Annotated in this window: 25 protein-coding genes; 7 read left to right on the top strand and 18 right to left on the bottom strand. The window is 70.4% G+C overall.

Translation table 11 applies throughout. The features are described 5' to 3' along the window. Positions 1–76: 76 nt before the first annotated feature. From metK to pyrR, 14 genes are all read right to left on the bottom strand, one after another. Positions 77–1264 carry a methionine adenosyltransferase gene (metK, locus tag ACQPWU_RS19255; RefSeq protein WP_433441876.1) on the bottom strand — a complete coding sequence of 396 codons (1188 nt, stop codon included), beginning with the start codon at positions 1262–1264 and terminating at the stop codon, positions 77–79. A 128-nt stretch (positions 1265–1392) separates the two neighbouring features. Next, positions 1393–1755: a hypothetical protein gene (locus ACQPWU_RS19250; RefSeq protein WP_433441874.1), complete on the bottom strand. Its 363-nt coding sequence runs from the start codon at positions 1753–1755 to the stop codon at positions 1393–1395. Between the two features lie 144 nt (positions 1756–1899). After that, positions 1900–3600 (bottom strand): bifunctional phosphopantothenoylcysteine decarboxylase/phosphopantothenate--cysteine ligase CoaBC, encoded by a 1701-nt coding sequence (gene coaBC / locus ACQPWU_RS19245; RefSeq protein ID WP_433441872.1) that lies wholly within the window; start codon positions 3598–3600, stop codon positions 1900–1902. An 8-nt stretch (positions 3601–3608) separates the two neighbouring features. After that, positions 3609–3878, bottom strand: coding sequence for a DNA-directed RNA polymerase subunit omega (rpoZ, locus tag ACQPWU_RS19240; RefSeq protein ID WP_043638590.1), 270 nt, complete (start codon positions 3876–3878; stop codon positions 3609–3611). Between the two features lie 5 nt (positions 3879–3883). After that, on the bottom strand, positions 3884–4477 hold the full coding sequence (gene gmk / locus ACQPWU_RS19235) for a guanylate kinase (RefSeq protein WP_433441870.1): 594 nt from the start codon (positions 4475–4477) through the stop codon (positions 3884–3886). 116 nt (positions 4478–4593) lie between these two features. Then, positions 4594–4917: an integration host factor, actinobacterial type gene (gene mihF / locus ACQPWU_RS19230; protein WP_020541698.1), complete on the bottom strand. Its 324-nt coding sequence runs from the start codon at positions 4915–4917 to the stop codon at positions 4594–4596. Positions 4918–5825: 908 nt separating this feature from the next. After that, entirely contained in the window at positions 5826–6521 is a 696-nt protein-coding gene (gene pyrF, locus ACQPWU_RS19225) for an orotidine-5'-phosphate decarboxylase (RefSeq protein WP_433445242.1), read from the bottom strand. A 76-nt stretch (positions 6522–6597) separates the two neighbouring features. Beyond that, on the bottom strand, positions 6598–7575 hold the full coding sequence (locus tag ACQPWU_RS19220) for a dihydroorotate dehydrogenase (RefSeq protein WP_433441867.1): 978 nt from the start codon (positions 7573–7575) through the stop codon (positions 6598–6600). After that, positions 7565–8431 (bottom strand): dihydroorotate dehydrogenase electron transfer subunit, encoded by an 867-nt coding sequence (locus ACQPWU_RS19215; protein ID WP_433445240.1) that lies wholly within the window; start codon positions 8429–8431, stop codon positions 7565–7567. Before ACQPWU_RS19215 ends, ACQPWU_RS19220 begins: the two co-directional genes overlap by 11 nt. A 23-nt stretch (positions 8432–8454) precedes the next feature. Further along, positions 8455–11742 carry a carbamoyl-phosphate synthase large subunit gene (gene carB / locus ACQPWU_RS19210; RefSeq protein ID WP_433441865.1) on the bottom strand — a complete coding sequence of 1096 codons (3288 nt, stop codon included), beginning with the start codon at positions 11740–11742 and terminating at the stop codon, positions 8455–8457. After that, complete coding sequence (gene carA / locus ACQPWU_RS19205; RefSeq protein WP_433441863.1) at positions 11729–12835, bottom strand: glutamine-hydrolyzing carbamoyl-phosphate synthase small subunit; 1107 nt, start codon at positions 12833–12835, stop codon at positions 11729–11731. The genes carB and carA overlap by 14 nt, the downstream gene beginning before the upstream one ends. Then, positions 12832–14259 carry a dihydroorotase gene (locus ACQPWU_RS19200; RefSeq protein ID WP_433441861.1) on the bottom strand — a complete coding sequence of 476 codons (1428 nt, stop codon included), beginning with the start codon at positions 14257–14259 and terminating at the stop codon, positions 12832–12834. Before ACQPWU_RS19200 ends, carA begins: the two co-directional genes overlap by 4 nt. 61 nt (positions 14260–14320) lie before the next feature. Then, positions 14321–15238, bottom strand: a complete 918-nt coding sequence (locus tag ACQPWU_RS19195) for an aspartate carbamoyltransferase catalytic subunit (RefSeq protein WP_433441859.1) — start codon at positions 15236–15238, stop codon at positions 14321–14323. Next, complete coding sequence (gene pyrR / locus ACQPWU_RS19190) at positions 15235–15780, bottom strand: bifunctional pyr operon transcriptional regulator/uracil phosphoribosyltransferase PyrR (RefSeq protein WP_360697289.1); 546 nt, start codon at positions 15778–15780, stop codon at positions 15235–15237. The genes ACQPWU_RS19195 and pyrR overlap by 4 nt, the downstream gene beginning before the upstream one ends. A gap of 205 nt (positions 15781–15985) precedes the next feature. On the opposite strand from pyrR, the gene ACQPWU_RS19185 reads away from it, so the two are divergent. The 5 genes from ACQPWU_RS19185 (at position 15986) to bldD (ending at position 21262) form a co-directional block, all read left to right on the top strand. Then, on the top strand, positions 15986–17230 hold the full coding sequence (locus tag ACQPWU_RS19185) for an arginine deiminase (protein ID WP_433441857.1): 1245 nt from the start codon (positions 15986–15988) through the stop codon (positions 17228–17230). Between the two features lie 12 nt (positions 17231–17242). Beyond that, positions 17243–18178, top strand: a complete 936-nt coding sequence (arcC, locus tag ACQPWU_RS19180) for a carbamate kinase (RefSeq protein WP_433441855.1) — start codon at positions 17243–17245, stop codon at positions 18176–18178. Between the two features lie 10 nt (positions 18179–18188). After that, positions 18189–19610: an amino acid permease gene (locus tag ACQPWU_RS19175; protein WP_433441853.1), complete on the top strand. Its 1422-nt coding sequence runs from the start codon at positions 18189–18191 to the stop codon at positions 19608–19610. Next, positions 19611–20468 (top strand): universal stress protein, encoded by an 858-nt coding sequence (locus ACQPWU_RS19170; protein WP_433441851.1) that lies wholly within the window; start codon positions 19611–19613, stop codon positions 20466–20468. 299 nt (positions 20469–20767) lie between these two features. After that, positions 20768–21262 carry a transcriptional regulator BldD gene (bldD, locus tag ACQPWU_RS19165; protein WP_055503136.1) on the top strand — a complete coding sequence of 165 codons (495 nt, stop codon included), beginning with the start codon at positions 20768–20770 and terminating at the stop codon, positions 21260–21262. A gap of 525 nt (positions 21263–21787) precedes the next feature. On the opposite strand, the gene ACQPWU_RS19160 is transcribed toward bldD, so the two are convergent. The 3 genes from ACQPWU_RS19160 to ACQPWU_RS19150 all read right to left on the bottom strand — a co-directional run bounded on the left by ACQPWU_RS19160 (position 21788) and on the right by ACQPWU_RS19150 (position 24036). Continuing rightward, entirely contained in the window at positions 21788–22174 is a 387-nt protein-coding gene (locus tag ACQPWU_RS19160; RefSeq protein ID WP_360702207.1) for an SAV_6107 family HEPN domain-containing protein, read from the bottom strand. 470 nt (positions 22175–22644) lie between these two features. After that, positions 22645–22836: a ferredoxin gene (locus ACQPWU_RS19155; RefSeq protein WP_360702210.1), complete on the bottom strand. Its 192-nt coding sequence runs from the start codon at positions 22834–22836 to the stop codon at positions 22645–22647. 6 nt (positions 22837–22842) lie between these two features. Next, a complete protein-coding gene (locus ACQPWU_RS19150; protein ID WP_433441848.1) occupies positions 22843–24036 on the bottom strand; it encodes a cytochrome P450 in 1194 nt (397 codons plus the stop codon). A gap of 96 nt (positions 24037–24132) precedes the next feature. On the opposite strand from ACQPWU_RS19150, the gene ACQPWU_RS19145 reads away from it, so the two are divergent. Together ACQPWU_RS19145 and ACQPWU_RS19140 are read left to right on the top strand one after the other, a co-directional pair. Further along, positions 24133–24753, top strand: a complete 621-nt coding sequence (locus ACQPWU_RS19145) for a TetR/AcrR family transcriptional regulator (protein WP_433441845.1) — start codon at positions 24133–24135, stop codon at positions 24751–24753. Positions 24754–24804: 51 nt separating this feature from the next. After that, positions 24805–25335 (top strand): hypothetical protein, encoded by a 531-nt coding sequence (locus ACQPWU_RS19140; RefSeq protein ID WP_433441843.1) that lies wholly within the window; start codon positions 24805–24807, stop codon positions 25333–25335. Here the strand turns inward: ACQPWU_RS19140 and ACQPWU_RS19135 are convergent. Next, positions 25326–26201, bottom strand: coding sequence for an NAD(P)H-binding protein (locus ACQPWU_RS19135; RefSeq protein WP_433441841.1), 876 nt, complete (start codon positions 26199–26201; stop codon positions 25326–25328). The two genes, ACQPWU_RS19140 and ACQPWU_RS19135, sit on opposite strands and share 10 nt — an antisense overlap. Positions 26202–26257 lie beyond the last annotated feature (56 nt).

Raw genomic sequence — 26257 nt, 5'->3', positions numbered from 1 at the left:
CATGGCGCATCTCGCCGACCGCCCGGTGGCGGGACGGCCGGCGGGCGGTGGCGGGAACGACCGGTGAGCGGTGGGGTCAGAGGCCGACGGCGGTCCGCAGGGCCTCGGCGCGGTCCGTGGACTCCCAGGAGAAGCCCTCGCGGCCGAAGTGCCCGTAGGCGGCGGTCTCCGAGTAGATCGGGCGCAGCAGGTCCAGGTCGCGGATGATCGCCGCCGGGCGCAGGTCGAACACCTGGAGCACGGCGTCCTGGATCTTCTCCACCGGCAGCTTCTCGGTGCCGAAGCACTCCAGGAACAGACCCACCGGCTGCGCCTTGCCGATCGCGTACGCGACCTGAACCTCGCACCGGTCGGCGAGGCCGGCGGCGACGATGTTCTTGGCGACCCAGCGCATGGCGTAGGCGGCCGACCGGTCCACCTTGGACGGGTCCTTGCCGGAGAAGGCGCCGCCGCCGTGGCGGGCCATGCCGCCGTAGGTGTCGATGATGATCTTGCGACCGGTGAGGCCGGCGTCGCCCATGGGGCCGCCGATCTCGAAGCGGCCGGTCGGGTTGACCAGCAGGCGGTAGCCCTCGGTGTCGAGGTCGAGGCTCGCCAGCACCGGATCGACCACGTGCTCCTTGATGTCCGGCGTGAGCATCTCCTTGAGGTCGATCTCCGCCGCGTGCTGCGTGGAGACGACCACGGTGTCCAGCCGGACCGGCGTGTCGCCGTCGTACTCGATCGTCACCTGGGTCTTGCCGTCAGGGCGGAGGTACGGCACCACACCCGTCTTGCGCACCTCCGACAGCCGCTGCGCCAGCCGGTGGGCCAGGATGATCGGAAGCGGCATCAGCTCCGGGGTCTCGCGGCAGGCGTAGCCGAACATGAGCCCCTGGTCGCCCGCGCCCTGGCGGTCGAGCTCGTCGCCGTCGCCGTCGACCCGGTGCTCGTAGGCGCTGTCCACGCCCTGGGCGATGTCGGGCGACTGCGCGCCGATGGACACCGACACGCCACAGGAGGCGCCGTCGAAGCCCTTGTGCGACGCGTCGTAGCCGATCTCCAGGATCTTCTCGCGGATGAGGGCCGGGATGTCGACGTAGGTCTCAGTCGTGACCTCGCCTGCGACATGGACCTGGCCGGTAGTGATCAGCGTCTCGACCGCGACCCGGCTCCTGGGGTCGTCCTTGAGCATGGCGTCGAGAATCGCGTCACTGATCTGGTCAGCGATCTTGTCCGGGTGGCCCTCAGTGACCGACTCGGAAGTGAACAGGCGACGTGACAACTCAGTGGCTCCTCATGCAGCGGCTGCTGACGAATGTAAGGCCCAGGGCGCATGGGCACGCCTGAGCCTCGCCGAAGTCTAGCCCTACCCGGCGCTGGGGCGCGAAACCGTCCACTATCTGGCTCCCGTCACAGCTCAGGCAGGGGGTCGGGTGGCAGGGTCTCCGGCGCGAAGATCTCCGCGTCGGCGGCCGCCACCACGGCGGCGTACTCCTCATCGAACTCGAACGTCATCGAGTCTAGCTCGATGATCGGTCCAGGCTTGATAGGGCCGAGCCGAGTGTTTCGCGGGAATGCCGCGAGCACCGCGACCGGCCGATCACTCCTGAGCGTCCTGGTGGCCACCACCGATATGGCCGAGCCCGTGACCACGATCAGGAAATTCCCTGTCCCCGTCGTTCCCGCGGACACCGCGGGGAAGACGTAGTGGATCTCCCCTTGGTCGCCGAGCAACGTTCTACAACGATCCCTGACAGCAGAACCCACCGGCATTCCATCCCCCCTTCGCCCAAGTATCCGCAGGCACGCGAGGATGTAGCAATAGCTGATCAGGTAATCGGTCTTGCGCCATTTGTGCGCTTCGCTGGGCCCTCGTCCCTTCTAGGACGTACGCACCGGGCCGAGGTCCTGCGTGGGTCAGGACAGCCGCGCGGCGACCAGGTCCCACACGGCGTCGGCGACGTCCTCCTTGGGCCCGAACGGCACCTCTACCGGCTCTCCACCCGCGACGAGCACGGTGGCCGCGTTGTCGGGGGTGCCGAAGGCGAGGCCCTCCCCCACCTGGTTGACGACCAGCAGGTCGCAGCCCTTGCGCGCGAGCTTGGCCTGCCCGTTGGCGAGCACGTCGTTGGTCTCGGCCGCGAACCCGACGATCACCTCCGGGTACGCCCCGCGGGGCGCGCCACCACCCGGACCCGCCTCAGCCGTCACCGGACGGCCCTGCGGGACGCCGTCACCCGACGCCGCCTCGACGTTCGCCCGCAAACCGCTGGAGGCACCGCCACCCCAGGCCAGGGCCGGGTCGCCCGGCGCACCATCGTGACAGGCGCCGCCGACCGGCTCCGGCGTCGAGCCGGCCGCCTGCGAGGCCGGCAGGGTCGGCGCTCCACCGCGAGGGCCGCCGCCGACAGGCAGCGACCTCGGGTCGGTGGGCGCTCCGCCACCTGAGACACCGCTGACAGGCTGCGACTTCGGGTCGGTGGCCGCTCCGCCGTGAGCGACACCGCTGACCGGCTGCGGGGTCGCGTCGGCCGGTGCTCCGCCGTGGAGGGCGCCGCCGGTGGGCTGCGGCGCGGGGATGGCCGGATACGGGGTCGCGCCACGCGCGGCTCCGGGGGTCGACGGCTGAGGGGCCGGTGGGGCCGGCGTTCCACCGCCGGAACGTGTCTCGGCCGCGCGGGCGTCGCGGCGGAGTGCGCCGAGTTCGGCGAGGATGTCGGGGTTCTTCGTCAGAAAGATCGGCTCGGGCTCGCCGTCCGTCTTCTTGATCTTCGTCTCGTGCCGCGTCGCGGGCCGGAAGTCGGCCACCGCTGCGGCCATGACCACCACGTCGGCGCCGGCCGAGGCGGCGAGCACCGCCTCGCGCAGCTGGGCCGCCGACTCCACCCGGACGACCTTTGCCCCGGCGGGGTCGGGCAGCGCCACGTTCGCCGCGACCAGGGTCACCTCGGCGCCCCGGGCGGCGGCCGTGCGGGCCAGTGCGTATCCCTGCAGCCCCGAGGAGCGGTTGCCGATGTAGCGGACCGGGTCGATCGCCTCGCGGGTGCCGCCGGCGGAGATGACCACCTTGCGCCCGGCCAGGTCGCGGGGCCGGCCGCGCAGCACGCGCAGGCAGAGCTGGAATATCTCGCCCGGGTCGGGCAGGCGGCCGGGGCCGGTGTCGGCCCCGGTGAGGCGGCCGACGGCGGGGTCGATCACGACGGCGCCCCGCTCGCGCAGCGTCGCGACGTTGGCGCGGGTGGCGGGGTGCTGCCACATCTCGGTGTGCATCGCGGGCGCGAACACGACCGGGCACGTGGCCGTCAGCAGCGTGTTGGTCAGCAGGTCGCCGGCCAGCCCGTGGGCCGCCCTCGCGAGCACGTCGGCGGTCGCGGGCGCCACCACGACGAGGTCGGCCTGCTTGCCGATCCGGACGTGGGGCACCTCGTGAACGTCGTCCCACACCTCGGCCGACACGGGGTTGCCCGACAGGGCGGCCCAGGTGGGCGCGCCCACGAACTTCAGCGCCTCGCGGGTCGGGACGACCCGCACCTCGTGCCCGGACTCGGTGAACAGGCGCAGCAGCTCACAGGCCTTGTACGCGGCGATGCCGCCACTGACGCCCAGGACGACCTTCATCGAAGGGGTCAGACCGCGCCTTCGATCGGCTCGGCGTTGAGCAGGCCCTCGGAGACCTCGCGCAGGGCGATGGACAGCGGCTTCTCCTGCGCGTGCGTCTCGACCAGCGGCCCGACGTATTCGAGCAGGCCCTCGCCGAGCTGGGAGTAGTAGGCGTTGATCTGGCGAGCGCGCTTGGCGCCCATGATCACCAGTGAGTATTTGCTGTCGACGATGTCGAGCAGCGCGTCGATCGGCGGGTTGGTGATGCCCTCCGCGGCCGGGGTGGTGCCTGCCACGATTGTCAGACCTCTCGGTTGGTGGTTGTCGTGACCCCCTGAGGGTCAGTCATCAAGGCTATCAGCCGAGAGCACACGTCTTGGACGTTCGTGTTCACGAGAGTCAGGTCGAACTCCGGCTCCGCGGCCATCTCGACCCGCCCCGCATCGAGGCGGCGCGCGATGACGTCCTCAGGCTCGGTGCCGCGGCCGCGCAGCCGCTTCTCCAGCTCCTCCCAGCTGGGCGGAGCAAGGAACACCAGCAGCGCCTCAGGCATGCTCCCGCGCACCTGTCTGGCGCCTTCGAGGTCGATCTCGAGCAGCGTAGGCACGCCGTCGGCGAGCTTCTTCAACACCGGCTCGCGCGGCGTGCCGTAGCGGTTACCCGCGAACTCCGCCCACTCGAGCAGCTCGCCGGCCGCCACGAGCCGGTCGAACTCCTCGCCGTCGACGAAGAAGTAGTGGACCCCGTTCACCTCACCGGGCCGGGGCCTCCTGGTGGTCACCGAGACCGACAGCCACACCTCGGGGTGTGCCCGCCGGAGCTCGGCGACGACCGTGGACTTGCCGACGCCCGACGGCCCTGAAAGGACCGTCAGCCGCCGTTCGCTCAAGGGCAAGAATCCGACCTCCGCTCCGGGCCCGAATGCCTCGTAGGCACTGACTTCGCCGGACCAGGACCCGTCGGTCACTTTCCTACCCCCCGTTGAACCTGCGCTTTCTTGTGGAACAGAGATTAGCTCTCGTTGCCACCGAACTCGCGCTCGAGGGATGCCCTCTGGTTCGCGCCGAGACCCCGCACGCGGCGGGACTCGGCGATGGCAAGCCGCTCCATGAGCTGCTTGGCGCGGACCTTGCCCACGCCGGGGAGCGATTCCAACAGGGCCGACACCTTCATCTTTCCGATGACGTCGTCGGTCTGCCCGTCCTTGAGCACCTCAGCCAGAGAAACCGCGCCATGCTTGAGCCGGTTCTTGACCTCGGCACGCTCTTTACGGGCCTTGGCAGCCTTCTCCAGGGCTGCGGCGCGCTGCTCAGGGGTCAGTGGAGGAAGAGCCACGCCGGGTCACCTCGAATTTCTGTCGATGTACTCGGACGGGAAGGGAAACTAGCTGGTCATCGCCCCCTAAGCAACGTCAAGAGCCGTTTCTCTCCTCACAAAATCCACTTCATCGCTCTCCGTATCCGTAAAATCACATTCCGCTGATGAAATCGCCCTCACTTCCCGCTTCGCGCGTCGGCTCACGACGGTGTCGCGAAACGCAACGATGATCACATTCCAGTCACCCACCAATGTCCGAAACCCCGCCCGCACCAGGCCCGAAACCAGAACGAAGATCGCGCACAAACGCCCTCACGAATGCATTACGATCTTGTGAGAGCGGCAGGCACCCATGATCCAAACCGCCCCACCCAACCGGCCTTCACACGGCGGCACCCGAGGGGTCCAGACGGCCATGATCCGGCGCCCCGGGACGGCGGGGGTCGCACGCGCGCACGTTGCGTCAAGGACGTCGGTTGGTGGCGCCCGGCGACACGTCCGCGCGACCGTGCCGGCGACTCGCCACGGTCATGGTCAAGCGTGCGCTCGTCACGGCGAGCAACCCGTGAGCCTTCACGACCGGCCATGAAAGACGGCAGGGGGCGTCGGCGCGTGAGGCCCACCGTGCGCAGCCGTAACGGATGGGCGGTTTGACGGGCGCGCGGCCCACCGTGCGCAGCCGTAACGGATGGATGGATTGACGGGCGCGCGGCCCACCGTGCGCAGCCGTAACGGATGGGCGGTTTGACGGGCGCGCGGCCCACCGTGCGCAGCCGTAACGGATGGATGGATTGACGGGCGCGCGGCCCACCGTGCGCAGCCGTAACGAATGGGCGGTTCGACGGGCGCGCCAGCCTGCCACGGCCGCAACGCACGGATGGGGCGAGGAAACGGGGATCAGCCGCAGCGGCGGGACATCAAGGAGATCACGATGCGCGGCGGAGAGACGCCGCGATGGAGGCGGCCGTTGCGCCGGGATCCGGGGAGCCGGTGATGGGGCGGCCGATGACGAGGAGGTCGGCGCCGTCGGCGAGTGCCTGTTCGGGCGTGGCCACCCGCGCCTGGTCCTGCGTGTCGGCCCCCGCGGGCCGCACTCCGGGCGTGATCAGCGCGATCCCCTCCCCCACCTCCGCCCGCACCGCGGACACCTCGTTGGGCGAGCACACCAGCGCCGTGGCCCCCGACTCCACCGACAGCGCGGCCAGGCGGCGTACGGCGTCGTCGGCCGGCCCCATGAGCCCGATGCGGCCCAGGTCGTCCTCGTTCAGCGAGGTCAGGATCGTCACAGCGGCGATCTTGGTGTGCGGGTCGGCGGCCTCCACGGCGGCGCGGATCATGGCCGGGCCGCCGGTGGCGTGCACGGTGAGGATCGCCGGGCGCAGCCGCGAGACCGCGCGGGAGGCGCCGGCGACGGTGTTCGGGATGTCGTGGAGCTTGAGGTCGAGGAACACCTGCACGCCGCTGGCCCCCCGCACGGAGGCGATCACGTCGGGGCCGTAGCGGAGGTAGAGCTCCAGACCCACCTTGACCGTGCTGACGTGCGGAGTCACCAGGGCCGCCCACCGGGCGGCGGTCTCCAGGTCGGGGGCGTCCAGGGCGACGGCGATGGGCGCGGGAGTCAGGAGGGGTGCGGGAGTCAAGACGTGCTCTCCTCGATATGGCAGATACGACAGAAATGGCGGATATGACGACTGATGGTCACGGGGCGCTCTCTTCGGAGTCGACGAGCAGGTGGCGAGGTGCGCTTCCCGGCGGGCGGTGGGCGAGGCCCACGGCGTCGGCCAGGCGCTGGAAGCCGCGGGCCCTCAGCAGGTCCTCCAGCTCGCGTTCGATGCGCAGGCAGGCGTAGGGGTCGTGGAACAGCGCCGTGCCCACACCGACCACGCAGGCGCCCGCCAGGACGAGCTGGAACGCGTCCCTGCCGGTCATCACACCGCCGATGCCGATCAGCGGCACCCCCGGGAGGGCCGCGTGCACCTGCCACACGCACCGTACGGCCAGCGGCAGGATGGCGGGCCCCGACAGCCCCCCGGTGACGGCGGCGAGCGAGGGCCGCAGCGACTCGGTGTCGATGGCCATGCCGAGCGGATTGTTGATCATGGACAGCGCGTCGGCCCCCGCGTCCACGCAGGCCCGGGCGACCGACACGATGTCCGCCACGTCGGGCGCGAGCTTGGCCACGACCGGCACGTCGTAGCGCATGATGGACCGCACCGAGGCGATCACCTCGGCCGCCGCGCTGCCCTCGCGGGCGAAGACGCGGCCGCGGTCCTCCATGTTCGGGCAGGAGAGGTTGACCTCCAGCGCGGTGACCCCGGGCGCGTCGGCGAGCCTGCGGGCCAGCTCGGAGTACTCGGCGACGGTGCCGCCGCCGATCGAGACGATGGTCTTGATGCCCCGCTGGGCGAGCCATGGCAGCTCCCGCTCCAGGAAGGCGTCGATGCCCGGGCCCTGCAACCCCACGGCGTTCAGCATGCCCGAGGGCGTCTCGGCCATGCGCGGCGTGGGCCGCCCCGCGCGGGGCGCCATGGTGATCGAGCGGGTGGTCAGCGCTCCGAGCCGGTGCAGGTCGAAGAACTGGGCCAGCTCCCGCCCGGAGGAGGCGCATCCGGCGGCCGTGGTGATCGGGTTCGCCAGCTCGACGTGCGCCAGAAATGTCCGCATATCAACTGACATGTCGCGCACCGCCTCCGGGGGCGCCGAGCGCGTCGAACGGGATCGTTCCCACGTCCTCGAAACGCACCCGTTCCCCCCGGAACACCGGCCCTTCAGCGCACGCCCGAACCATCCTGGTCACCCCGTCGTCCCCGATGACGGGCAGCACGCACGTCATGCACACCCCGATGCCGCAGGCCATCGACTCCTCGACGGCCACCTGCACCGGGATGTCGAACTCCATCGCCACCGCCGTCACGGCCCGCAGTGTCTCCATGGGCGCGCAGGCGTAGACGGCGTCGGCCCGCGTGTCGGCGATCACCGACGGTAGCGCGTCGGTGACCCTTCCACGTAGCCCGAGCGAGCCGTCCTCGGTGGTCAGCGTGGTGGTCTCGGCGATCCTGCGGGCCCGCATGGCCCCGAACACCCGCTCCGCCCCGGTGCCGCCCAGCACGAAGTCGACCCGGCAGCCCCGCTCCAGCAACGCGTCGGCCAGCGGGAACAGCACGGCGGAGCCGTAGTCGGAGCCGACCAGCACGCAGTGCGCGGGGTCACGCGGCAGCGGAAAGGGCCGGCCGAGCGGCCCAACCAGGTCGAGCGTGTCGCGGGCACGCCGCTCGGCCAGCCAGGCCGTGCCGGGCCCTGAGGCGGTGAAGACCATTTCGACCGTGCCGCCGTAGTCGGACTTGACGTCGTGGATGGTCAGCGCGCGGCGCGTCACCATCGACGTGTAAGCCCCGCCGACCGCCACGGAGACGAAGTGACCGGGGCGGTAGCGCTCGGCTATGCCGGGCGCCACCACCGTCAGCGCATGGTAGGCGTCGACCCGGCGCGTCGTCAGCACCGTGCCAGTCACCTGCACCGGAGTGCCGGCCAGTCGTCTTCACCTCCCGTGCGGGGTCAGCCCCGTAGTGCCTGTGCGTGCTCCTGGAGGGACCGTACGCCGACGTCGCCGCGCACGATCGCCTGAATGCCCGCCGCCGCGGCCGCCAGCCCCGAGACCGTGGTGATGCACGGGATGCCGCGCAGCACCGCGGCGGTGCGGATCTCGTAGCCGTCGAGCCGCGGGCCCGACTGTCCCGGGCTGCCGAAGGGCGTGTTGACGATCAGGTCGACCTCGCCGTCCAGAATGGCCTGCACGCTCGTGGGCTCACCTCCGGGACCCGTCCCCTCGCTGTGCTTTCGCACGATCTTGGCATGGACACCGTTACGGCGCAGCACCTCGGCGGTGCCCTCCGTAGCGAGGATCTCGAATCCGAGATCCGCCAGCGCCTTCACAGGGAAGATCATCGCACGCTTGTCCCTGTTGGCCACGGATACGAACGCGCGTCCCTTGGTCGGGAGCTCGCCGTAGGCGCCCGCTTGGGACTTCGCGTACGCGATCCCGAAGAACTCGTCGATGCCCATGACCTCGCCCGTGGAGCGCATCTCGGGCCCGAGCACGATGTCCACGCCCCGGAAGCGGTTGAACGGCAGCACCGCCTCCTTGACGGCGATGGAGGAGTCGAGAGGCAGCGTTCCGCCGTCGCCGGTCGCGGGCAGCATGCCCTCCTCGCGCAGCGAGGCGATCGACGTGCCGAGCATCACCCGGGCCGCCGCCTTGGCCAGCGGCACCGCGGTGGCCTTGGACACGAACGGCACGGTACGGCTGGCGCGCGGGTTGGCCTCCAGGACGTACAGGACTCCGGCCGACATCGCGTACTGGACGTTCAGCAGCCCGCGCACCCCCACGCCCCGGGCGATGGCCTCGGTGGCGGCGCGGATGCGCTTGATGTCGTGGCTGCCGAGGGTGATGGGCGGCAGCGCGCACGCCGAGTCGCCGGAGTGGATCCCGGCCTCCTCGATGTGCTCCATGACGCCGCCGAGATACAGCTCCGACCCGTCGTACAGAGCGTCGACGTCGATCTCGATGGCCTCGTCCAGGAACTTGTCCACGAGCACCGGGTGGCCGCCCTCCTGGGCCGCCATGTACGTCGTCAGCGTGTCCTCGTCGTACACGATGGCCATGCCGGCGCCGCCGAGCACGTAGGACGGGCGGACGAGCACGGGGTAGCCGATCTCGTCGGCGATCTCCCGCGCCTCGGCGACGGTGAGCGCGGTGCCGTGCTTGGGCGCGGGCAGGCCCGCCTCGGCCAGCACCCGCCCGAACGCGCCGCGCTCCTCGGCCAGGTGGATCGACTCGGGCGAGGTGCCGACCACGGGCACGCCCGCGTCCTTGAGCGCCTGCGCGAGCCCCAGCGGCGTCTGGCCGCCGAGCTGCACGATCACGCCCGCGACCGGGCCTGTCTGCTGCTCGGCGTGCACGACCTCCAGGACGTCCTCCAGCGTCAGCGGCTCGAAGTAGAGCCGGTCGGAGGTGTCGTAGTCGGTCGAGACGGTCTCGGGGTTGCAGTTGACCATGACGGTCTCGAACCCGGCCCTGGACAGCTCGAACGAGGCGTGCACGCACGCGTAGTCGAACTCGATGCCCTGCCCGATGCGGTTGGGCCCGGAGCCCAGGATGATGACCTTCTCGCGCTCGCCGCTGGGGACCTCGCTCTCCTCGTCGTACGTCGAGTAGAGGTACGGCGTCTTCGCGGCGAACTCGGCGGCGCACGTGTCGACGGTGTTGTAGACGGGCCGCAGGCCGAGGGCGTGGCGCAGGTCGCGCACCCTGGCCTCGTCGATGCCGCGGATCTCGCCGATCTGCGCGTCGCTGAAGCCGTGGTGCTTGGCCCGCTCGAGCACCTCGCCGGTCAGCTCGGAGGCGGCGGCGACCGCCTCGGCCTCCTCGTGGAGCAGGATGAGCTGGTCGATGAACCAGGGATCGACGTTGGTCGCCTCGAACAGCTCGCCGGGCGTGGCGCCCGCCCTGACGGCCTGCTGCATGGTGCGCAGCCGCCCGTCGTGCGGGGTGCGGCACTTGTCGAGCAGCTCGGCCTTGTCCCCGGGCGAGCCCGCCCAGGTGAAGGACGAGTCCTTCTTCTCCAGCGACCGGAGCGCCTTCTGCAGCGCTTCGGGGAAGGAGCGGCCGATGGCCATGGCCTCGCCCACGGACTTCATGTGCGTGGTGAGGGTCTGGTCGGCGCCCCTGAACTTCTCGAACGCGAACCTCGGCACCTTCACCACGATGTAGTCGAGCGTCGGCTCGAAGGAGGCCGGGGTCTCCTTGGTGATGTCGTTGGGGATCTCGTCGAGCGTGTAGCCGATGGCCAGCTTGGCCGCGATCTTCGCGATCGGGAACCCGGTGGCCTTCGAGGCCAGCGCCGAGGACCGGGACACGCGCGGGTTCATCTCGATGACGATCATGCGCCCGGTGCCCGGGTCGACCGCGAACTGGATGTTGCAGCCGCCGGTGTCCACGCCGACCTCGCGGATGACCGCGATGGCGACGTCGCGCATGTTCTGGTATTCGCGGTCGGTCAGGGTCAGCGCGGGCGCGACGGTGACGCTGTCACCGGTGTGCACGCCCATCGGGTCGATGTTCTCGATGGAGCAGACGATGACGACATTGTCGTTCTTGTCGCGCATGACCTCGAGCTCGTACTCCTTCCAGCCGAGGATCGACTCCTCCAGGAGCACCTCGGTGGTCGGAGAGGCGTCGAGCCCGGCGCCGGCGATGCGCCGCAGGTCGGCCTCGTCATAGGCGAACCCGGACCCGGCGCCGCCCATCGTGAACGACGGCCTGACCACGACCGGGTAGCCCAGCTCGCGGGCGCCGGCCAGGCACTCGTCCATCGTGTGGCAGATGACCGATCTGGCCGACTCGGCGTTGAGCCCGTGCTCACGGGCGACCTTGGCGACGATCTCCTTGAACCGCTCGCGGTTCTCCCCCGCCTGGATCGCGTCGAAGTCCGCGCCGATCAGCTCGACCTCGTACTTCTCCAGCACGCCTGACTCGTGCAGCGCGACCGCCGTGTTGAGCGCGGTCTGCCCGCCCAGCGTCGGCAGCAGCGCGTCCGGCCGCTCCTTGGCGATGATCTTCTCGACGAACTCGGGGGTGATCGGCTCCACGTACGTGGCGTCGGCGAACTCGGGGTCCGTCATGATCGTCGCCGGGTTGCTGTTGACCAGGATGACCCGGAAGCCCTCGGCCCGCAGCACGCGGCACGCCTGGGTGCCCGAATAGTCGAACTCGCACGCCTGTCCGATCACGATCGGCCCCGAGCCGATCACCAGGACGGACCTGATGTCCTCACGCTTGGGCACGGTTCATGACCTCACAGAACTCGTCGAAGAGATAGGCCGCGTCGTGGGGCCCCGCGGCGGCCTCTGGGTGGTACTGGACGCTGAAGGCGCGGCCGTCGAGCAGGCGCAGCCCTTCCACGCAGCGGTCGTTGAGGTTGACGTGGCTGACCTCGGCCTTGCCGTACGGGGTCTGGAACGGCCCGTCGAGCGGCGCCTCCACGGCGAACCCGTGGTTGTGCGCCGAGATCTCCACCTTCCCCGTGCGCACGTCCTGGACGGGCTGGTTGACGCCCCGGTGCCCGTACCGCAGCTTGTAGGTGGAAAGGCCCAGGGCCCGCCCGAAGAGCTGGTTGCCGAAGCAGATCCCGAAGAACGGGACCTTGGCCTCCAGGACGCTCTCGAGCGCGCTCACGTCCGCCGTGGCGGGGTCGCCGGGGCCGTTGGAGAAGAACACGCCGTCCGGCTCGACCGCCATGATCTGCTCGTAGGTGGCCGTCGCGGGCAGCACGTGTACCTCGCAGCCGCGCTCGGCCATCCGGTGCGGCGTCATGCCCTTGATGCCGAGGTCCACGGCGGCGACCGTGAACCTCTTCTCGCCGATCGCGGGCACCACGTAGGGCTCCGTGGTGGCCACCTCGGCGGCCAGGTCGGCGCCCTCCATGCGGGGCGACTGCCGCACGCGCTCGACCAGCTCCTCGACCGGCTCGGTGGGCGCGGTGAAGATGCCGGCGCGCATCGCGCCGCGCTCGCGCAGGTGGCGGGTGAGCGCGCGGGTGCCGGAGATGGCGATCCCGACGACGCCCTGCTCCTTGAGGTAGGCGTCGAGCGAGCGGTTGGCCCGCCAGTTGGAGACGACTCTGGACGGCTCGCGCACGACGTAGCCGGCGACCCAGACGCGCTTGGACTCCGGATCCTCGTCGTTGACGCCGGTGTTGCCGATGTGGGGCGCCGTCATGGCGACGATCTGCCGATGGTAGGACGGGTCCGTGAGAGTCTCCTGGTAGCCGGTCATGCCGGTGTTGAAGACCATCTCGCCGAACGTCTCGCCCTCGGCGCCGTACGGGGTCCCGTGGAAGACGCGGCCGTCTTCGAGGACGAGCACCGATGTGTTCAAACCAGCTTCCCTTCGAGAACGGTCGGCCTGCCGCGCAGGAACGTGGCCACTACCCTGCCGGGCAGCGTCATCCCCTCGTACGGGGTGTTCCTGCTCTTCGACGCGTATGCCGACGGATCCACCTCGGTGCGTACGGACGGGTCGTACAGCGTGATGTTGGCCGGAGCGCCCACCTCCAGCGGCTGCCCCTGGCCGGCCAGACGGCCGATGCGGGCGGGGACGACGGACATGCGCTCGGCGACGCCCGCCCAGTCGAGCAGCCCGGTCTCGACCATGGCCTCCTGGACCACGCTGAGCGCCGTCTCCAGGCCGATCATGCCCATGGCCGCGGCCGACCACTCGGTCTCCTTGTCCTCGACCGGGTGCGGGGCGTGGTCGGTGGCGACGACGTCGATCGTGCCGTCGGCCAGCGCGGCCCGCAACGCCTCGACGTCGGTGCGGGTGCGCAGCGGCGGGTTGACCTTGTAGATCGGGTTGTACGCGCCCACCGGGGACTCCTCGACGAGGTCGTCGGTGAGGAGCAGGTGGTGCGGGGTGACCTCGGCGGTGATGTTCCAGCCCTTGGACTTGGCCCAGCGGATGATGTCGACGGAGCCGGCCGTGGAGACGTGGCAGACGTGCAGCCTGGAGCCGACGTGGGCGGCCAGGAGGCAGTCGCGCGCGATGATCGCCTCCTCCGCGACCGCGGGCCAGCCGGTCAGGCCGAGCCTGCCGGAGATGACGCCCTCGTTCATCTGGGCGCCTGCGGTGAGCCTGGGCTCCTGGGCGTGCTGGGCGATGACGCCGTCGAACGCCTTGACGTACTCCAGGGCGCGGCGCATCAGCACGGCGTCGTCCACGCACTTGCCGTCGTCGGAGAAGACCCGTACGCGGGCGGCCGAGTCGGCCATCGCGCCCAGCTCCGCGAGCTGCCTGCCCTCCAGGCCGACGGTCACGGCGCCCACGGGATGCACGTCGCAGTGCGCGAACTCGTGCCCGAGCCGCCACACCTGCTCGACCACCCCCGCGGTGTCGGCCACGGGGGAGGTGTTGGCCATGGCGTGCACGGCGGTGTATCCGCCCCGGGCCGCCGACTGCGTCCCGGTCTGTACGGTCTCGGCATCCTCACGGCCGGGCTCGCGGAGGTGCGTGTGCAGGTCCACGAGGCCGGGCAGCGCGATCGCGCCGCCGCCGTCGACCACGAGGTCGTGCCACTCCGCTGACCCAGCGTCGCGACCCTGACCGCCGGACGCCAACGCCTCACCGGCCACGTTGCCGCCTTCAGCGGCCGCCGGGCCACCGTTCCCCTTCTCCCCCAAAGGACGGTCACCACTGACTGCGGCCACTTGGGGGTCGGCGGGAGTGATCGCCTTGATCACCCCGTCGGCGACGCGGATGTCGACGGGCTCCCCACCCAGAATCCGAACATTACGGATAATCATCATGCCTCCTTCGTCGGCACGATGATCAAAATGCTGTGCCCATTGGTTCGTTCGCTCCGCTCACTCACGCGCTCTCTCCCCCAAGCAGCAGGTACAGGACGGCCATGCGGATGGTCACGCCGTTGGCGACCTGCTCGACGATCGTGGACCGGGCCGAGTCGGCCACCTCGGCCGCGATCTCCATCCCGCGGTTCATCGGCCCGGGGTGCATGACGATCGCGTCGTCGGGCATCTTGGCGAACCGGTCGCGGTCGAGCCCGTACCGGCGGGAGTACTCCCGCTCGCTGGGGAAGTACGCGGCGTTCATCCGCTCCTTCTGCACCCGCAGCATCATCACCACGTCCGACTTGGGCAGCACCGCGTCCAGGTCGTACGACACCTCGCACGGCCAGCAGCCGACGGAGACGGGCAGCAGCGTGGGCGGCGCCACCAGCGTGACCTCGGCGCCCAGCGTGTGGAGCAGGAGAACGTTGGAGCGGGCGACCCGGCTGTGCAGCACGTCGCCGACGATCGTGACCTTGCGCCCCTCGAGACTGCCCAGGCGGCGGCGCATCGAGAAGGCGTCGAGCAGCGCCTGCGTGGGATGCTCGTGGGTGCCGTCACCGGCGTTGACGACGCTGCCGTGCACCCAGTTGGCCAGGCGGTGCGGCGCGCCGGAGGCGCTGTGGCGGATGACCACCGCGTCGGCGCCCATGGCCTCGAGGGTGAGCGCGGTGTCCTTGAGCGACTCGCCCTTGGACACGCTCGACCCCTTGGCCGAGAAGTTGATCACATCCGCGGACAGCCGCTTGGCCGCCGCCTCGAACGAGATCCGCGTACGGGTGGAGTCCTCGAAGAACAGGTTGACCACCGTGCGCCCGCGCAGCGTCGGGAGCTTCTTGATGGAACGTTCCGAGACTCTGGCCAGCTCCTCGGCGGTGTCGAGGATGAGCAGCGCGTCATCCTTGGAGAGGTCGCCGGCGGAGATCAGGTGGCGGTTCACTTGGCGTCCCCCTTCATGAGGAGCACGGCGTCGCGGCCGTCGATCTCCTGCAGGTAGACCCTGACCTTCTCGCTCTTGGCGGTGGGAAGGTTCTTGCCGACGTAGTCGGCGCGGATGGGCAGCTCGCGGTGGCCGCGATCGACCAGCGTGGCCAGCTGAACGGCGGTGGGCCGGCCGAGGTCGTTGAGCGCGTCGAGCGCGGCGCGCACGGTGCGGCCGGAGTAGAGGACGTCGTCCACGAGCACGACCACGCGGCCGTCGATGCCGTCCGGCGGCAGCTCGGTCCGGCCGAGCGGCCGGGCGGGCTTGAGCCTCAGGTCGTCGCGGTACATCGTGATGTCGATCGAGCCGACGGGGATCTTGACGCCTTCGAACTGCTGGATGCGCTCTCCGAGCCGGCGGGCCAGCGTGGCGCCGCGGGTGGGGATGCCGAGCAGTACGACGTCGTCGGCGCCCTTGGTGCGCTCGAGGATCTCGTGCGCGATCCGGGTCAGCGCTCGATGGATGTCCGGGGCTTCTAGCACGGCCCTGGAATCGGACATGGCGAATCTCACCACCTTTCCCGCCTCACGGGACGGGTCTTAAAGGGTGTTGGTCGGGACACACAGTACCAGGGGCTACCAGGAACAACGCGAGCGGCCTCCCGTGGCGTCGCGACGCGCCGACGGGGTACGGATGGCGTACCGACTTCCTCGGAGGGACGCTGATACCGCCCGAGAAAGCCGCCCTGGAGGGGAAACAGCGAAGATGACCTTTCACGTCGATTCCGAGGTAGGACGCCTGCGCCAGGTGCTCCTGCACAGGCCGGACCTGGCGCTCAAGCGGCTGACCCCGTCCAACAAGGACGCGTTCCTCTTCGACGACGTGCTGTGGGCCAAACGCGCGATGGAGGAGCACGAGGAGTTCCAGCGGGTGCTGACCGACCACGGCGTCAAGGTCCACCTCCTGGCCGACCTCCTCAGGGAGACCGTCGACATCCCGGAGGCGCGCAAGCACATCCTCGACGCGGTCATCGACGAGCGCTGGCTCGGCCCAGGGGCCATCGACGACGTGCGCAACACCCTCGACGGCATGGACTCGGCGACGCTGCAGCTCTACCTGACCGGCGGCGTCACCAAGCGCGAGCTGGTCGAGATGGGCTGCGACCCGGACTCGGTGACCTTCCACACCACCGGCGACGACGACTTCATCCTGCCGCCGCTGCCCAACCACCTCTTCACCCGCGACACGTCCTGCTGGATCTACGACGGCGTGTCGATCAACGCGATGAAGAAGAAGGCCCGCATGCGCGAGACGGTCAACATGGAGGCCGTCTACATGTACCACCCGACCTTCGCCGACGGCTTCGGCCAGCCCGGGAAGGGCGGCTTCCACTGCTGGATGCCGGGGCAGTCGGTGGCGCCGGCCACCATGGAAGGCGGCGACGTGCTGGTCATCGGCCGGGGCGCGGTGCTGGTCGGCATGAGCGAGCGCACCCAGCCGCAGGCGGTCGAGATGCTGGCGCAGCAGCTGTTCGCCGCCGGCTCCGCGCGCACGATCGTGGCGCTCGACATGCCGAAGGCACGGGCGTTCATGCATCTCGACACCGTGATGACGATGCTCGACGTGGGCGTGTTCACCGAGTACGCGGGCCTCGGGATGCTGCCCGCGTACACCATCGAGCCCGGCGGGTCGCACAAGGAGCTCAAGGTCACCGACCACCCGCCCGAGCACATGCACAAGGCCATCGCCCACGCCCTCGACCTGGACGACATCACGGTGCTGACCCCCACGCAGGACGTCCGCGCCGCCGAGCGGGAGCAGTGGGACGACGGCTGCAACGGGCTGGCGCTGGAGCCCGGCGTGGTCGTCGCCTACGAGCGCAACACCACCACGAACAACTACCTGCGCGACAACGGCATCGAGGTCATCACGATCAGGGGCAGCGAGCTCGGCAGGGGGCGCGGCGGCCCGCGCTGCATGAGCTGCCCGCTCGAACGCGACGGGGCATGAGGGGGTAGCCGGATGCGGGTCATCGTCGCGCTGGGCGGCAACGCGGTGCTCAAACGCGGCCAGGCGCCGGACGCGGACGTCCAGCAGGCCAACATCCGGGCGGCCGTCAAGACGCTCGCCCGGCTGGCCGTCGAGCACGAGCTGGTCATCACCCACGGGAACGGCCCGCAAGTCGGCCTGCTCGCCGTTGAGAGCGCCGCGGACCCGAGCCTGACCAGGCCGTACCCGTTCGACACGCTCGGCGCGCAGACGCAGGGCATGATCGGCTACTGGATGCAGCAGGCCCTGCAGAACGCCTTGCCGGGCCGGCAGGTGCTGGCCATGGTCACGCAGACGCTGGTGACGGCCGTCGACCCCGCCTTCGAGCACCCGGCCAAGTTCATCGGGCAGGTCTACGAGCGGGAGCAGGCGGAGAAGCTGGCAGCCGAGTACGGCTGGACGGTCAGGCAGGACGGCCCCCACTGGCGGCGCGTCGTCCCCTCCCCTGTTCCCCGCCGCATCGTCGAGACCCGGCTGATCCGCATGATGATCCGCGAGGGCGTGGTCGTGATCTGCGCGGGCGGCGGCGGCATCCCGGTCGTCCGCGACGAGCGCGGCCGGCTGACCGGCGTGGAGGCGGTCGTCGACAAGGACCTCACCGCCGCGATGCTGGCCGAGGCGCTGGACTGCGACGCGTTCCTGAGCCTCACCGACGTGCCGCGCGTCATGCGCGGCTTCGGCACGCCGCACCAGAGCGAGATCGCCCACACCACGCCGCACGAGCTGCGCGCCCTGGAGTTCCCCGCCGGGTCGATGGGGCCGAAGGTGGAGGCGGCCTGCCGGTTCGTGGAGACGACCGGCGACATGGCCGCGATCGGAAGGCTCGACCAGGCGGAGCGCATACTCGAGGGCTCCGCGGGAACGATCGTGACGCCCAACGGCAGGTGGCCGCTGACGAGCACGCTGTAGGGGGTGTCCGGTGGCACTGGCCCGGCGGCTCTTCCGCACCAAGCCCACCGAGCGCATCGTCGCGGAGGGCGGCCACGGGGAGGGCGGCGAGCTGCGGCGCACCATGTCGCTGTGGCAGCTCACGCTCTTCAGCGTCGGCGCCACGCTCGGCACCGGCATCTTCGTCATCCTGGGGCAGGCGGTGCCCAAGTCGGGGCCGGCGGTGGTGCTGTCGTTCGTGCTGGCGGCGATCACGGCCCTGTTCTCGGCCTTGTCGTACGCCGAGCTGGCCGGGACGATCCCGGTGTCCGGCTCGTCCTACTCCTACGCGTACGCGACGCTGGGCGAGCTGGTGGCCTGGGTCTGCGGCTGGTGCCTCATGCTGGAGTACGCCGTGTCCGTGGCGGCCGTGGCCGTGGGCTGGGGCGAATACCTGAACGCGTTCCTGCGGGCCCTGCTCGGCTTCACGCTGCCCGACGCCGTCACCCGTTCCCCCGGCCAGGACGGCGGCGTGGTCAACGTCACCGCGATCGTCATCGTCCTGCTCGCCACGTGGCTGCTGCTGTACGGGGCCTCCGAGAGCGCCACGGCGAACGCGATCTTCGTGGTGGTCAAGGTCGTGGTGCTGATCTTCTTCTGCGCGGTGGCGTTCACGGCCTTCCAGTCCCGGAATTTCACGCCGTTCGCCCCCATGGGGGTGGCAGGGATCACGGCGGCGGCCTCGCAGGTGTTCTTCTCCTACATCGGCTTCGACGCCGCCTCGACCGCCGGCGAGGAGGCCAAGAACCCCAAGCGCGACCTGCCGCTCGCGATCATCCTGTCACTGGTCATCGTGACGGCCGTCTACGTGCTCGTGGCCGTGGCGGCCGTCGGCGCGATGCCGTGGACGGACTTCGACCCGAAGAAGACCGAGGCCGTCCTCTCCCGCATCGCCGATCTGGCCGTCGGCGCGTCCTGGCCGGGCCTGATCGTCTCGTTCGGCGCGGTCATCGCCATCGCCAGCGTCGTGCTCACGGTCATCTACGGCCAGACCCGCATCCTGTTCGCGATGTCCCGCGACGGGCTGATCCCACGGATCTTCCAGCGGGTCGACATGCGCCACCAGGTCCCCGTCACGAACACCCTCATCGTCGCCGCGTTCATCTCCGTGCTGGCGGGGCTCGTGCCGCTCGGCCAGCTCGCCGAGGCCACCAGCATCGGCACCCTGTTCGCCTTCGCCATCGTGAACGTCGGCGTGCTCGTCCTGCGCTACCGCAGCCCCGAGCTGCCGCGCGGCTTCCGCGTGCCGCTGTTCCCCGCCACGCCGGTGCTCGGCGCGATCTTCTGCGTCATCGTGATGGCGGGCCTGGCCGGGGCCACTTGGCTGGCGTTCGGGCTGTGGATGCTCGTGGGCCTGATCTGCTACTTCCTGTACGGCTACGGCCATTCGCGGCTGAACGCCGAGGTGACCTGAATGAAGCTGCACAACGTGCTGGCCGGCTACGTCCCGGAGCCCCGGGGCAGGGACGGGCTGACGCTGGCCGTGCTGCTCAAGGACCAGGCGCACGGGCGCCTGACCGTGGCGTTCGTGCAGCCCCCCGCGTGGTCCGCGCCCGGGCCCGCCAGGGCCGAGGAGGGCGCGTGGCGGGCGTACCTGATGGAGCAGGCCGACGCGGCGCTCCGGCAGGCGCGCGAGCTGGCGGGCGAGGATGCCGGCTATGTGGCCCACACGCACAAGGGCAGCGGGCGCGGGCTGGTGGAGCCGGCGCGCGAGCGCGGCGCCGACGTCGTGGTGATCGGCTCGGCCCCTGACGGCGGCAAGGGTCGCATCGCCATCGGCAGCACCGCCGACCAGCTCCTGCACTCGTCCTCCGCTCCCGTGCTGCTCGCCCCGCGCGGCTACGCCGACAAGCCCCCCACCGCCCTCGAACGCCTCACCGTCGCCTACCGCCGCAGCCCCGGCTGCGACGCCGCGGTCAAGGACGCGACGGCGGTGGCCGCGTCGCTGGGCGTCCCGCTGCGGCTGGTCACGCTGGTGATCAGCAGCGGCAGGCGCGTCAGTGCCGAGGAGGAGATGCTCATGCGCCTGCGCGACGAGGCGGCCTCGAACCTGCGAGCGGCGGCCCGCGGGCGGCCACAGGTCGAGGTGGAGGTGCTGGAGGGCCGCAACGTCGCCCAGGCGCTCAGCACGACCTCGTGGCTCCCCGGCGAGATGATCATATGCGCTTCGAGCGCCACCGGACCACTCAGACGGGTCTTCCTCGGCGACACCTCGATCAAGATCGTACGGGCCGCGACCTGTCCTGTCATGATTCTCACTCGCCGGAACTGACCAGCCGAAATTGCCGTCAAACTATGACGAAGTACTGTTACAAATGGGACAGGATGGGCGTTTGTGGCGTTCTCTACCGGACCGGATTCGGCATCTTTTTTCCAATCAGCTTGACCTAAGGCGTCCGCCCCTTTACCGTCACTGTCCGTAACCACACCTCGCGGCGTTCCGGGTTAAACCCGGGGCCACGGCTACCGTTGGTGCCGAGCTCGGCACAGACCCCCCGGTGGCTAGGGCATACGCCGCAAGGGAGCACAATCTACTGAGAGCGATACATACGAGAGCCGGGGGGCCACACGATGCCGTCTGAGTACGCAAAGTCGCTGGGTGCACGACTGCGCGCCATCCGCACCCAGCAGGGCCTGTCCCTGCACGGGGTCGAGGAGAAGTCGCGCGGCAGGTGGAAAGCCGTAGTCGTGGGCTCCTATGAGCGCGGCGACCGAGCGGTGACCGTGCAGAAGCTTGCCGAGCTTGCCGACTTCTACGGGGTGCCAGTATCCGAGCTGCTGCCGGGTGGCGCCGCGCCCAGCCCGCTGGGGCCGACGCCGAAGCTTGTGATCGACCTGGAGCGCCTGGCCGCGCTTCCGAAGGAGAAGGCGGGGGCGCTGGCCCGCTACGCCGCCACGATCCAGAGCCAGCGCGGTGACTACAACGGCAAGGTGCTGTCGATCCGCCAGGAGGACCTGCGTTCCCTGGCTGTGATCTATGACAAGTCGCCCAGCGAGCTGACTGAGGAGCTCATCAGCTGGGGCGTCCTCGACGCGGAGGCGCGCCGCGCCGTCGAGTCGTTCTGAGCCGGACCTATTTGAAGCCGGTCTCGTTCTGAGCCGGTTTCGCCCTGGGCTCGTCGTCCACCCAAGGGCTCGCCGCCACCTCGCACGGCGAGCCCACCGGCTCCTCGCACCGGGGACGGCCTGCCTCGGCTTTCCTGGTTCGAGCTCGAGCTCTTCGATGTGACGAAGATCACCTTCGCTGCGCGTACGCCTGACCGGCTGCCCCGCGTGTGAGCCTCTGCCCGCGAGCATCGGGGTGCGGGCCTGCTTACCCGCGCGTCGGGCGCGTCCACGGGCATTCGGCGCCCAATCCGGCGCCGCGTTCCACGCCCGGGCGCGGGGTGTCCGTGCCCGTGAGTGGTGTACGCCTCTGGCAACGCGCAGGGCAGGCGGCCGTCCACGCGTGGGCGTCCGTGCGCAAAGCCGGCGCGCGTCCGCGGGCAGAGCGCGTCCGGCGTCCGGCGCCGAGCCGGTGCAGTGGAAGCACGCGCGACTCAGGCCGAGTATCGCCGCCCAGGGTCGGCGTTCCGGCAGACGGGCAGGGGCTCAGCCCGCCAAGGGGACGTCCACCGGCAGCTGGGGCTGGGAGGGGACGCCGAGGAGGTCTTCCACCGTGGAGACGAACGTCTCCGCCTCGGCCATGAGCTCGTCGGCGTCGGCCGCGCTGACCCTGCTGACCATGCCCGCCTCCGCGGCGGCGCGCTTGGCGGCGCTCACCGAGAAGTAGGCCGCCCACTCGGCCAGGTGCGGCTCGGCCTCGGGCAGCAGGTCCCAGGCGCTGCGCAGGCGGCGCCTGCGGCCCTCCATGGGACGGGGACGGGCGGCCAGCATCGCCGCCGCCGCTCGAAGGGCTGCCAGGTGGGCCGCCACATATCGCGATGCCGGGGTGCGGGCGCCGGCCGCCTCCGCCAGGCAGGAACGTGAATCAGTCAAGTGTGCCCGAACCGCAGGCGACAGCCGGGGCCCGGGTGTGTCTCTAGGCCGTGGTGCCATCTTGCGCGCCTCCTTGGAGTCGTGGGCGGCTGCCGGCGACTTGGCCGGTGGAGTCAACACTCGCAGACCCCACTGACATTTCCGCCGGGCTGGCCGGACGAGGAGCTTCCCCTCACCCCGTCCGGCCAGGACACGCCCACTCGTCTCCGCCGACGACGAGGACGTGCCTTTGCCCGTGGAGCCTGGCCGCGGGGTATCGCTTGGGGAAGCGAACGGCCCGCGACCAGGTCCTTGTGACGCTGAGCCGCGAGCCTCACCGTCACTAGGTCGAACATAATTTCGATCACGCTCGGTGTCAACCGATTCCACGAACACAGGTTCGACGAGTCGTCGCGCGTGTACGAAAAAGGGCCGTCACCGCAAGAGAGGCGGCGACGGCCCTCGGACCGTTCAGGCGTGTCAGGCGCTGGTCAGGCGATGGAGATGGCCCCCGACGGGCACAGGGTCACAGCTCGGCGGACGCCGTCCTCCAGCTCCTCCTGCGGCACTTTCTGCAGGAGGACCACCGTGCCCTCATCCTCGCTCTGGTCGAACACCTCCGGCACCGTCAGCGCGCACATGCCCGCGCCGATGCACACCGTCGTATCTGCCTTGATTTCCATGGAGACCTACCAAGTGACTGGGAGGCGGTGCACGCCATAGATGCCCATATCCGAGCGCATCGGCACCTCCTCGGGTGTTACGGCCAAGCGTAGACCTGGGAAGCGGCGCAGCAGTGCCGGGTAGGCGATGCGCATCTCGGCGCGCGCCAGCTGCTGTCCGAGGCACTGGTGGATGCCGTGGCCGAAGGTCAGGTGCCCGCCCGCGGGCCTGGTGACGTCGAGCTGGTCGCCGTCGGGGAAGCGGGACGGGTCGCGGTTGGCGGCGGGCAGGTGGAAGGCGACGGACTCGCCCGCCTTGATGAGGTTGCCCTCGATCTCGACGTCCTCCAGCGCGGTGCGTACCGGACCGACGTGGATGATCGTGAGGTAGCGCAGCAGCTCCTCGACGCCGTTGTCCACCACCGACGGGTCGTCGCGCATGGCGGCGAGCTGGGCGGGGTTCGTGAGCAGCGCGTACGTCCCGAGCCCCAGCATGTTGGCGGTCGTCTCGTGCCCGGCCAGCAGCAGCAGGAACGAGACGCCGGTGAGCTCCTCGTCGTCCAGCTCCCCGCCCTCGATGAGCCCGCTGAGCAGGTCGTCGGCCGGCTCTTCGCGCTTGCGCCGGATCAGCCCGTACAGGTACGTCATGACCCGGCCGATCGCGGCGATCGACTCCTCGGCCTTGGTCTCCAGGTTGATCAGGAGCTTGGAGTTCTCCTGGAACTGCGCCCGGTCCGCGTACGGCACCCCGAGCAGCTCGCAGATCACCAGCGACGGGATCGGCAGCGCGAACGTCTGCACGAGATCCACGGGACCGCCGGCGGCGGCCATGTCGTCCAGGCAGGCGTTGGCGATCTCCTCGATCCTCGACTCGAGCGCCTTCATCCTGCGCACGGTGAACTGCCCGGTGAGCAGCTTGCGGTAGCGCGTGTGGTCGGGCGGGTCCATTCGCAGGAAGACCCCGGCGGGCATCTTCCCCTCCCGCTGCATCTTCACCCGTTCGACCTGGGCCGGGAGCGCCGGGTGCACGAGATCTGGGCGGTTGCTGAAGTGCGGGTGCGCCAGGATGGCGCGGGCGGCCGAGTAGCGGGTCACCAGCCAGCCACGGTGGCCGTCGCCGTACGTCATGCGGTGCATTGCCGCCTGTTGTCGCAGCTCAGTGGCTTCGTCAGGCGGGTCGAACGGGCGCTGGCGGACCATGGGATACGTCACTTCGGACATGCTGCGGCTCCTTTCCGAGCGTCAATCCATAAAACCTCGCTCAGTGCAAAGTTTCAATGCATGAAAATCATCAAAGCGTGCAGTATAGTTTCCGGCATGGTGGAAAGCGGCGGCGTGGGACTGCGGGAGCGCAAGAAGCAGCGCACGCGCCGGGCACTGGTCGAGGCCGCGCTCCGGCTGTTCGACGAGAAAGGCTACGAGGAGACCACGCTCGCGGAGATCGCCGCGGAGGCCGACGTGTCGACGCGCACGTTCTTCAGCTACTTCGCGAGCAAGGAGGACGTGGTCTTCTACGACTCCGAGAGCCGGATGGAGCGGGCGGCCGCCGCGCTGGCCAACAGGGAGCCGGGCGAGTCGCCGGCCGACGTGCTGCGCAGGATCGTGGACGAGAGCCTGGACTGGCTCACCACATACGAGGAGTTCACGTTCGAGGACGAGGGGCTGCGGCTGCGGCTCGTCCTCAAGGAGCCCACGCTGCAGGCGCGGGCGCTGATGATGCTGCTCGAGAGCCAGGCCAGGCTGGCGCGGGCGCTGCACGAGGCGTACCCGGACAAGCTGGACACAGTGGAGGCCGCCGCCGCGGTGGGGGCAGTGTTCGGCGCGGTGAAGCTGGCGATCATCACGAACATGGACAACGACCGGTCCCTGGAGCAGATGGGGAACACGGCCCGGCGCGCGGCCGAGATCACACTGTCCGGCCTGTGCTCGCTCGGTTAGCCCCCGGACGGCGCTGTCTGGGAAGCTGTCCGGAGCGGAGGGGGGAGCCGGATGGCGAGGAGCAGATGGCCGGTCGCTCTCGGGCTGCTGGCGCTGGGGCCGGTCCTGGCGGCGGCGTACGCGGGCGTCAACCTCGTGGCCATCAGGACGGCCGTGAAGGCGCAGATCGCGGGCCCCGAGTGGGCGGGCGGGCGGCTCGGCCCCGACGGCATGACCGCGCTGGGCACGGACACCCGGCAGCTGGTCTTATGGACCGCGCTGCTCGCGGGCGTCCTCGGGGTGGCCTACATCGTCATAGGCGTGCTCCTGCGGCGGCGCGGCCGGGGTCGCACGTTCCTGTTCGTGCTGTCGGGCGTCCTGATCGTGCCGTACGTCCTGGCGGTCCTCGTCGCGCTGGTCAACCCCGTCAAGGCGCTGGCGAGGCTCTACGACTCCCCCGACTTCGCCGAGGGAGTGCCCGCGTGGCAGGCGGGCACGGTCCTCATCCTGGTGGCGGCCGGGCTGGCACAGGCCGCCGGGCTGACCCTGGCCCACGCCGAGGGAAGACGTGCGGCCAGGGCTCCGGGTGAAGGTCAGCCCTGAAGGCCGGACTTCACCGCCGCGACGATCACGTCCCGCACCGGCCGGGGCGAGTGCAGGAACGCGGGCAGGTCGCCGCCCCGGGCCTCGAGCAGGCCCGCGTTGATGTTGGAGAACGTCGAGACGGTGTGCCACGCCTGGAACGGCGCTATCGGCGCGAGCGCCGGCCGCACCTCGGCCAGGGGCAGCGTACGGTACTCGACGGGCCGCCCGAGCACCTCGGCGAGCACCTCCGCGAGGTCGTGCCCGCCGACCGCGCTCACCCCCTCCAGCTCGTACGTCTTGCCAGCGTGACGGCGCGTCCCGCCCCCGGACAGGTCCTGAGCCGCCTCGGCCGCCACGCGCACGGCCACGGCCGCCAGGTCGTCCCTGGCCACGACCGACACCCGCCCGTCCCCCAACGGCAACGCGAACACCCCACCCTCGGCGGCCGCCGCGGCACCGCCGAGCGCCAGCCCCGCCGCGAGCTCGGCATACAGGCCGTTGCGCAGCACGGTGGCGTCGAAGGGCGCCTCGGCCAACCGCGCCTCGGTCCACCGGTGCGCCAGAGCGAACGTGAGCCGCTCGCCGGACCCGGCCACGCTGGTGTAGATCACGTGCCTGACGCCCGCGGCGGTGGCCGCTCGCACCACCGCGCCGTGCCGGGCGAGGACGACGTCGTCCTCGGCGTACCCGGCCGACACGAACACCAGCACGTCCACGCCCGCGAACGCCGCCTCCAGCGTCTCCGGCCGGTCGAAGTCCGCCAGGCGGGACGTCGTACCGTCGCCCGAACTGCTCGCCCCCACCACCTCCAGCCCTTCCACGGCCCGCAGCCCGTCGAAGATCGAACTGCCCAGCGCCCCGGACACACCCGTAACAAGGATCATCAGACACCCCTAATGTGGAATCGCTCCGCGAACAACGCCAGCATGGGCGGAGTCCG

The sequence above is a fragment of the Nonomuraea sp. CA-141351 genome (assembly GCF_050944675.1).
GTDB lineage: Bacteria > Actinomycetota > Actinomycetes > Streptosporangiales > Streptosporangiaceae > Nonomuraea.
This window is presented reverse-complemented; position numbering and strand designations above follow the sequence as displayed.

Excerpts from the sequence above, each read along its gene's own strand:
- ACQPWU_RS19250 (WP_433441874.1), bottom strand. The coding sequence starts at position 1,755 with ATGCCGGTGGGTTCTGCTGTCAGGGATCGTTGTAGAACGTTGCTCGGC.
- coaBC (WP_433441872.1), bottom strand. The coding sequence starts at position 3,600 with ATGAAGGTCGTCCTGGGCGTCAGTGGCGGCATCGCCGCGTACAAGGCC.
- ACQPWU_RS19220 (WP_433441867.1), bottom strand. The coding sequence starts at position 7,575 with ATGTCAGTTGATATGCGGACATTTCTGGCGCACGTCGAGCTGGCGAAC.
- ACQPWU_RS19200 (WP_433441861.1), bottom strand. The coding sequence starts at position 14,259 with ATGATGATTATCCGTAATGTTCGGATTCTGGGTGGGGAGCCCGTCGAC.
- pyrR (WP_360697289.1), bottom strand. The coding sequence starts at position 15,780 with ATGTCCGATTCCAGGGCCGTGCTAGAAGCCCCGGACATCCATCGAGCG.
- ACQPWU_RS19185 (WP_433441857.1), top strand. The coding sequence starts at position 15,986 with ATGACCTTTCACGTCGATTCCGAGGTAGGACGCCTGCGCCAGGTGCTC.
- arcC (WP_433441855.1), top strand. The coding sequence starts at position 17,243 with ATGCGGGTCATCGTCGCGCTGGGCGGCAACGCGGTGCTCAAACGCGGC.
- ACQPWU_RS19170 (WP_433441851.1), top strand. The coding sequence starts at position 19,611 with ATGAAGCTGCACAACGTGCTGGCCGGCTACGTCCCGGAGCCCCGGGGC.
- bldD (WP_055503136.1), top strand. The coding sequence starts at position 20,768 with ATGCCGTCTGAGTACGCAAAGTCGCTGGGTGCACGACTGCGCGCCATC.
- ACQPWU_RS19155 (WP_360702210.1), bottom strand. The coding sequence starts at position 22,836 with ATGGAAATCAAGGCAGATACGACGGTGTGCATCGGCGCGGGCATGTGC.
- ACQPWU_RS19150 (WP_433441848.1), bottom strand. The coding sequence starts at position 24,036 with ATGTCCGAAGTGACGTATCCCATGGTCCGCCAGCGCCCGTTCGACCCG.
- ACQPWU_RS19145 (WP_433441845.1), top strand. The coding sequence starts at position 24,133 with ATGGTGGAAAGCGGCGGCGTGGGACTGCGGGAGCGCAAGAAGCAGCGC.
- ACQPWU_RS19140 (WP_433441843.1), top strand. The coding sequence starts at position 24,805 with ATGGCGAGGAGCAGATGGCCGGTCGCTCTCGGGCTGCTGGCGCTGGGG.
- ACQPWU_RS19135 (WP_433441841.1), bottom strand. The coding sequence starts at position 26,201 with ATGATCCTTGTTACGGGTGTGTCCGGGGCGCTGGGCAGTTCGATCTTC.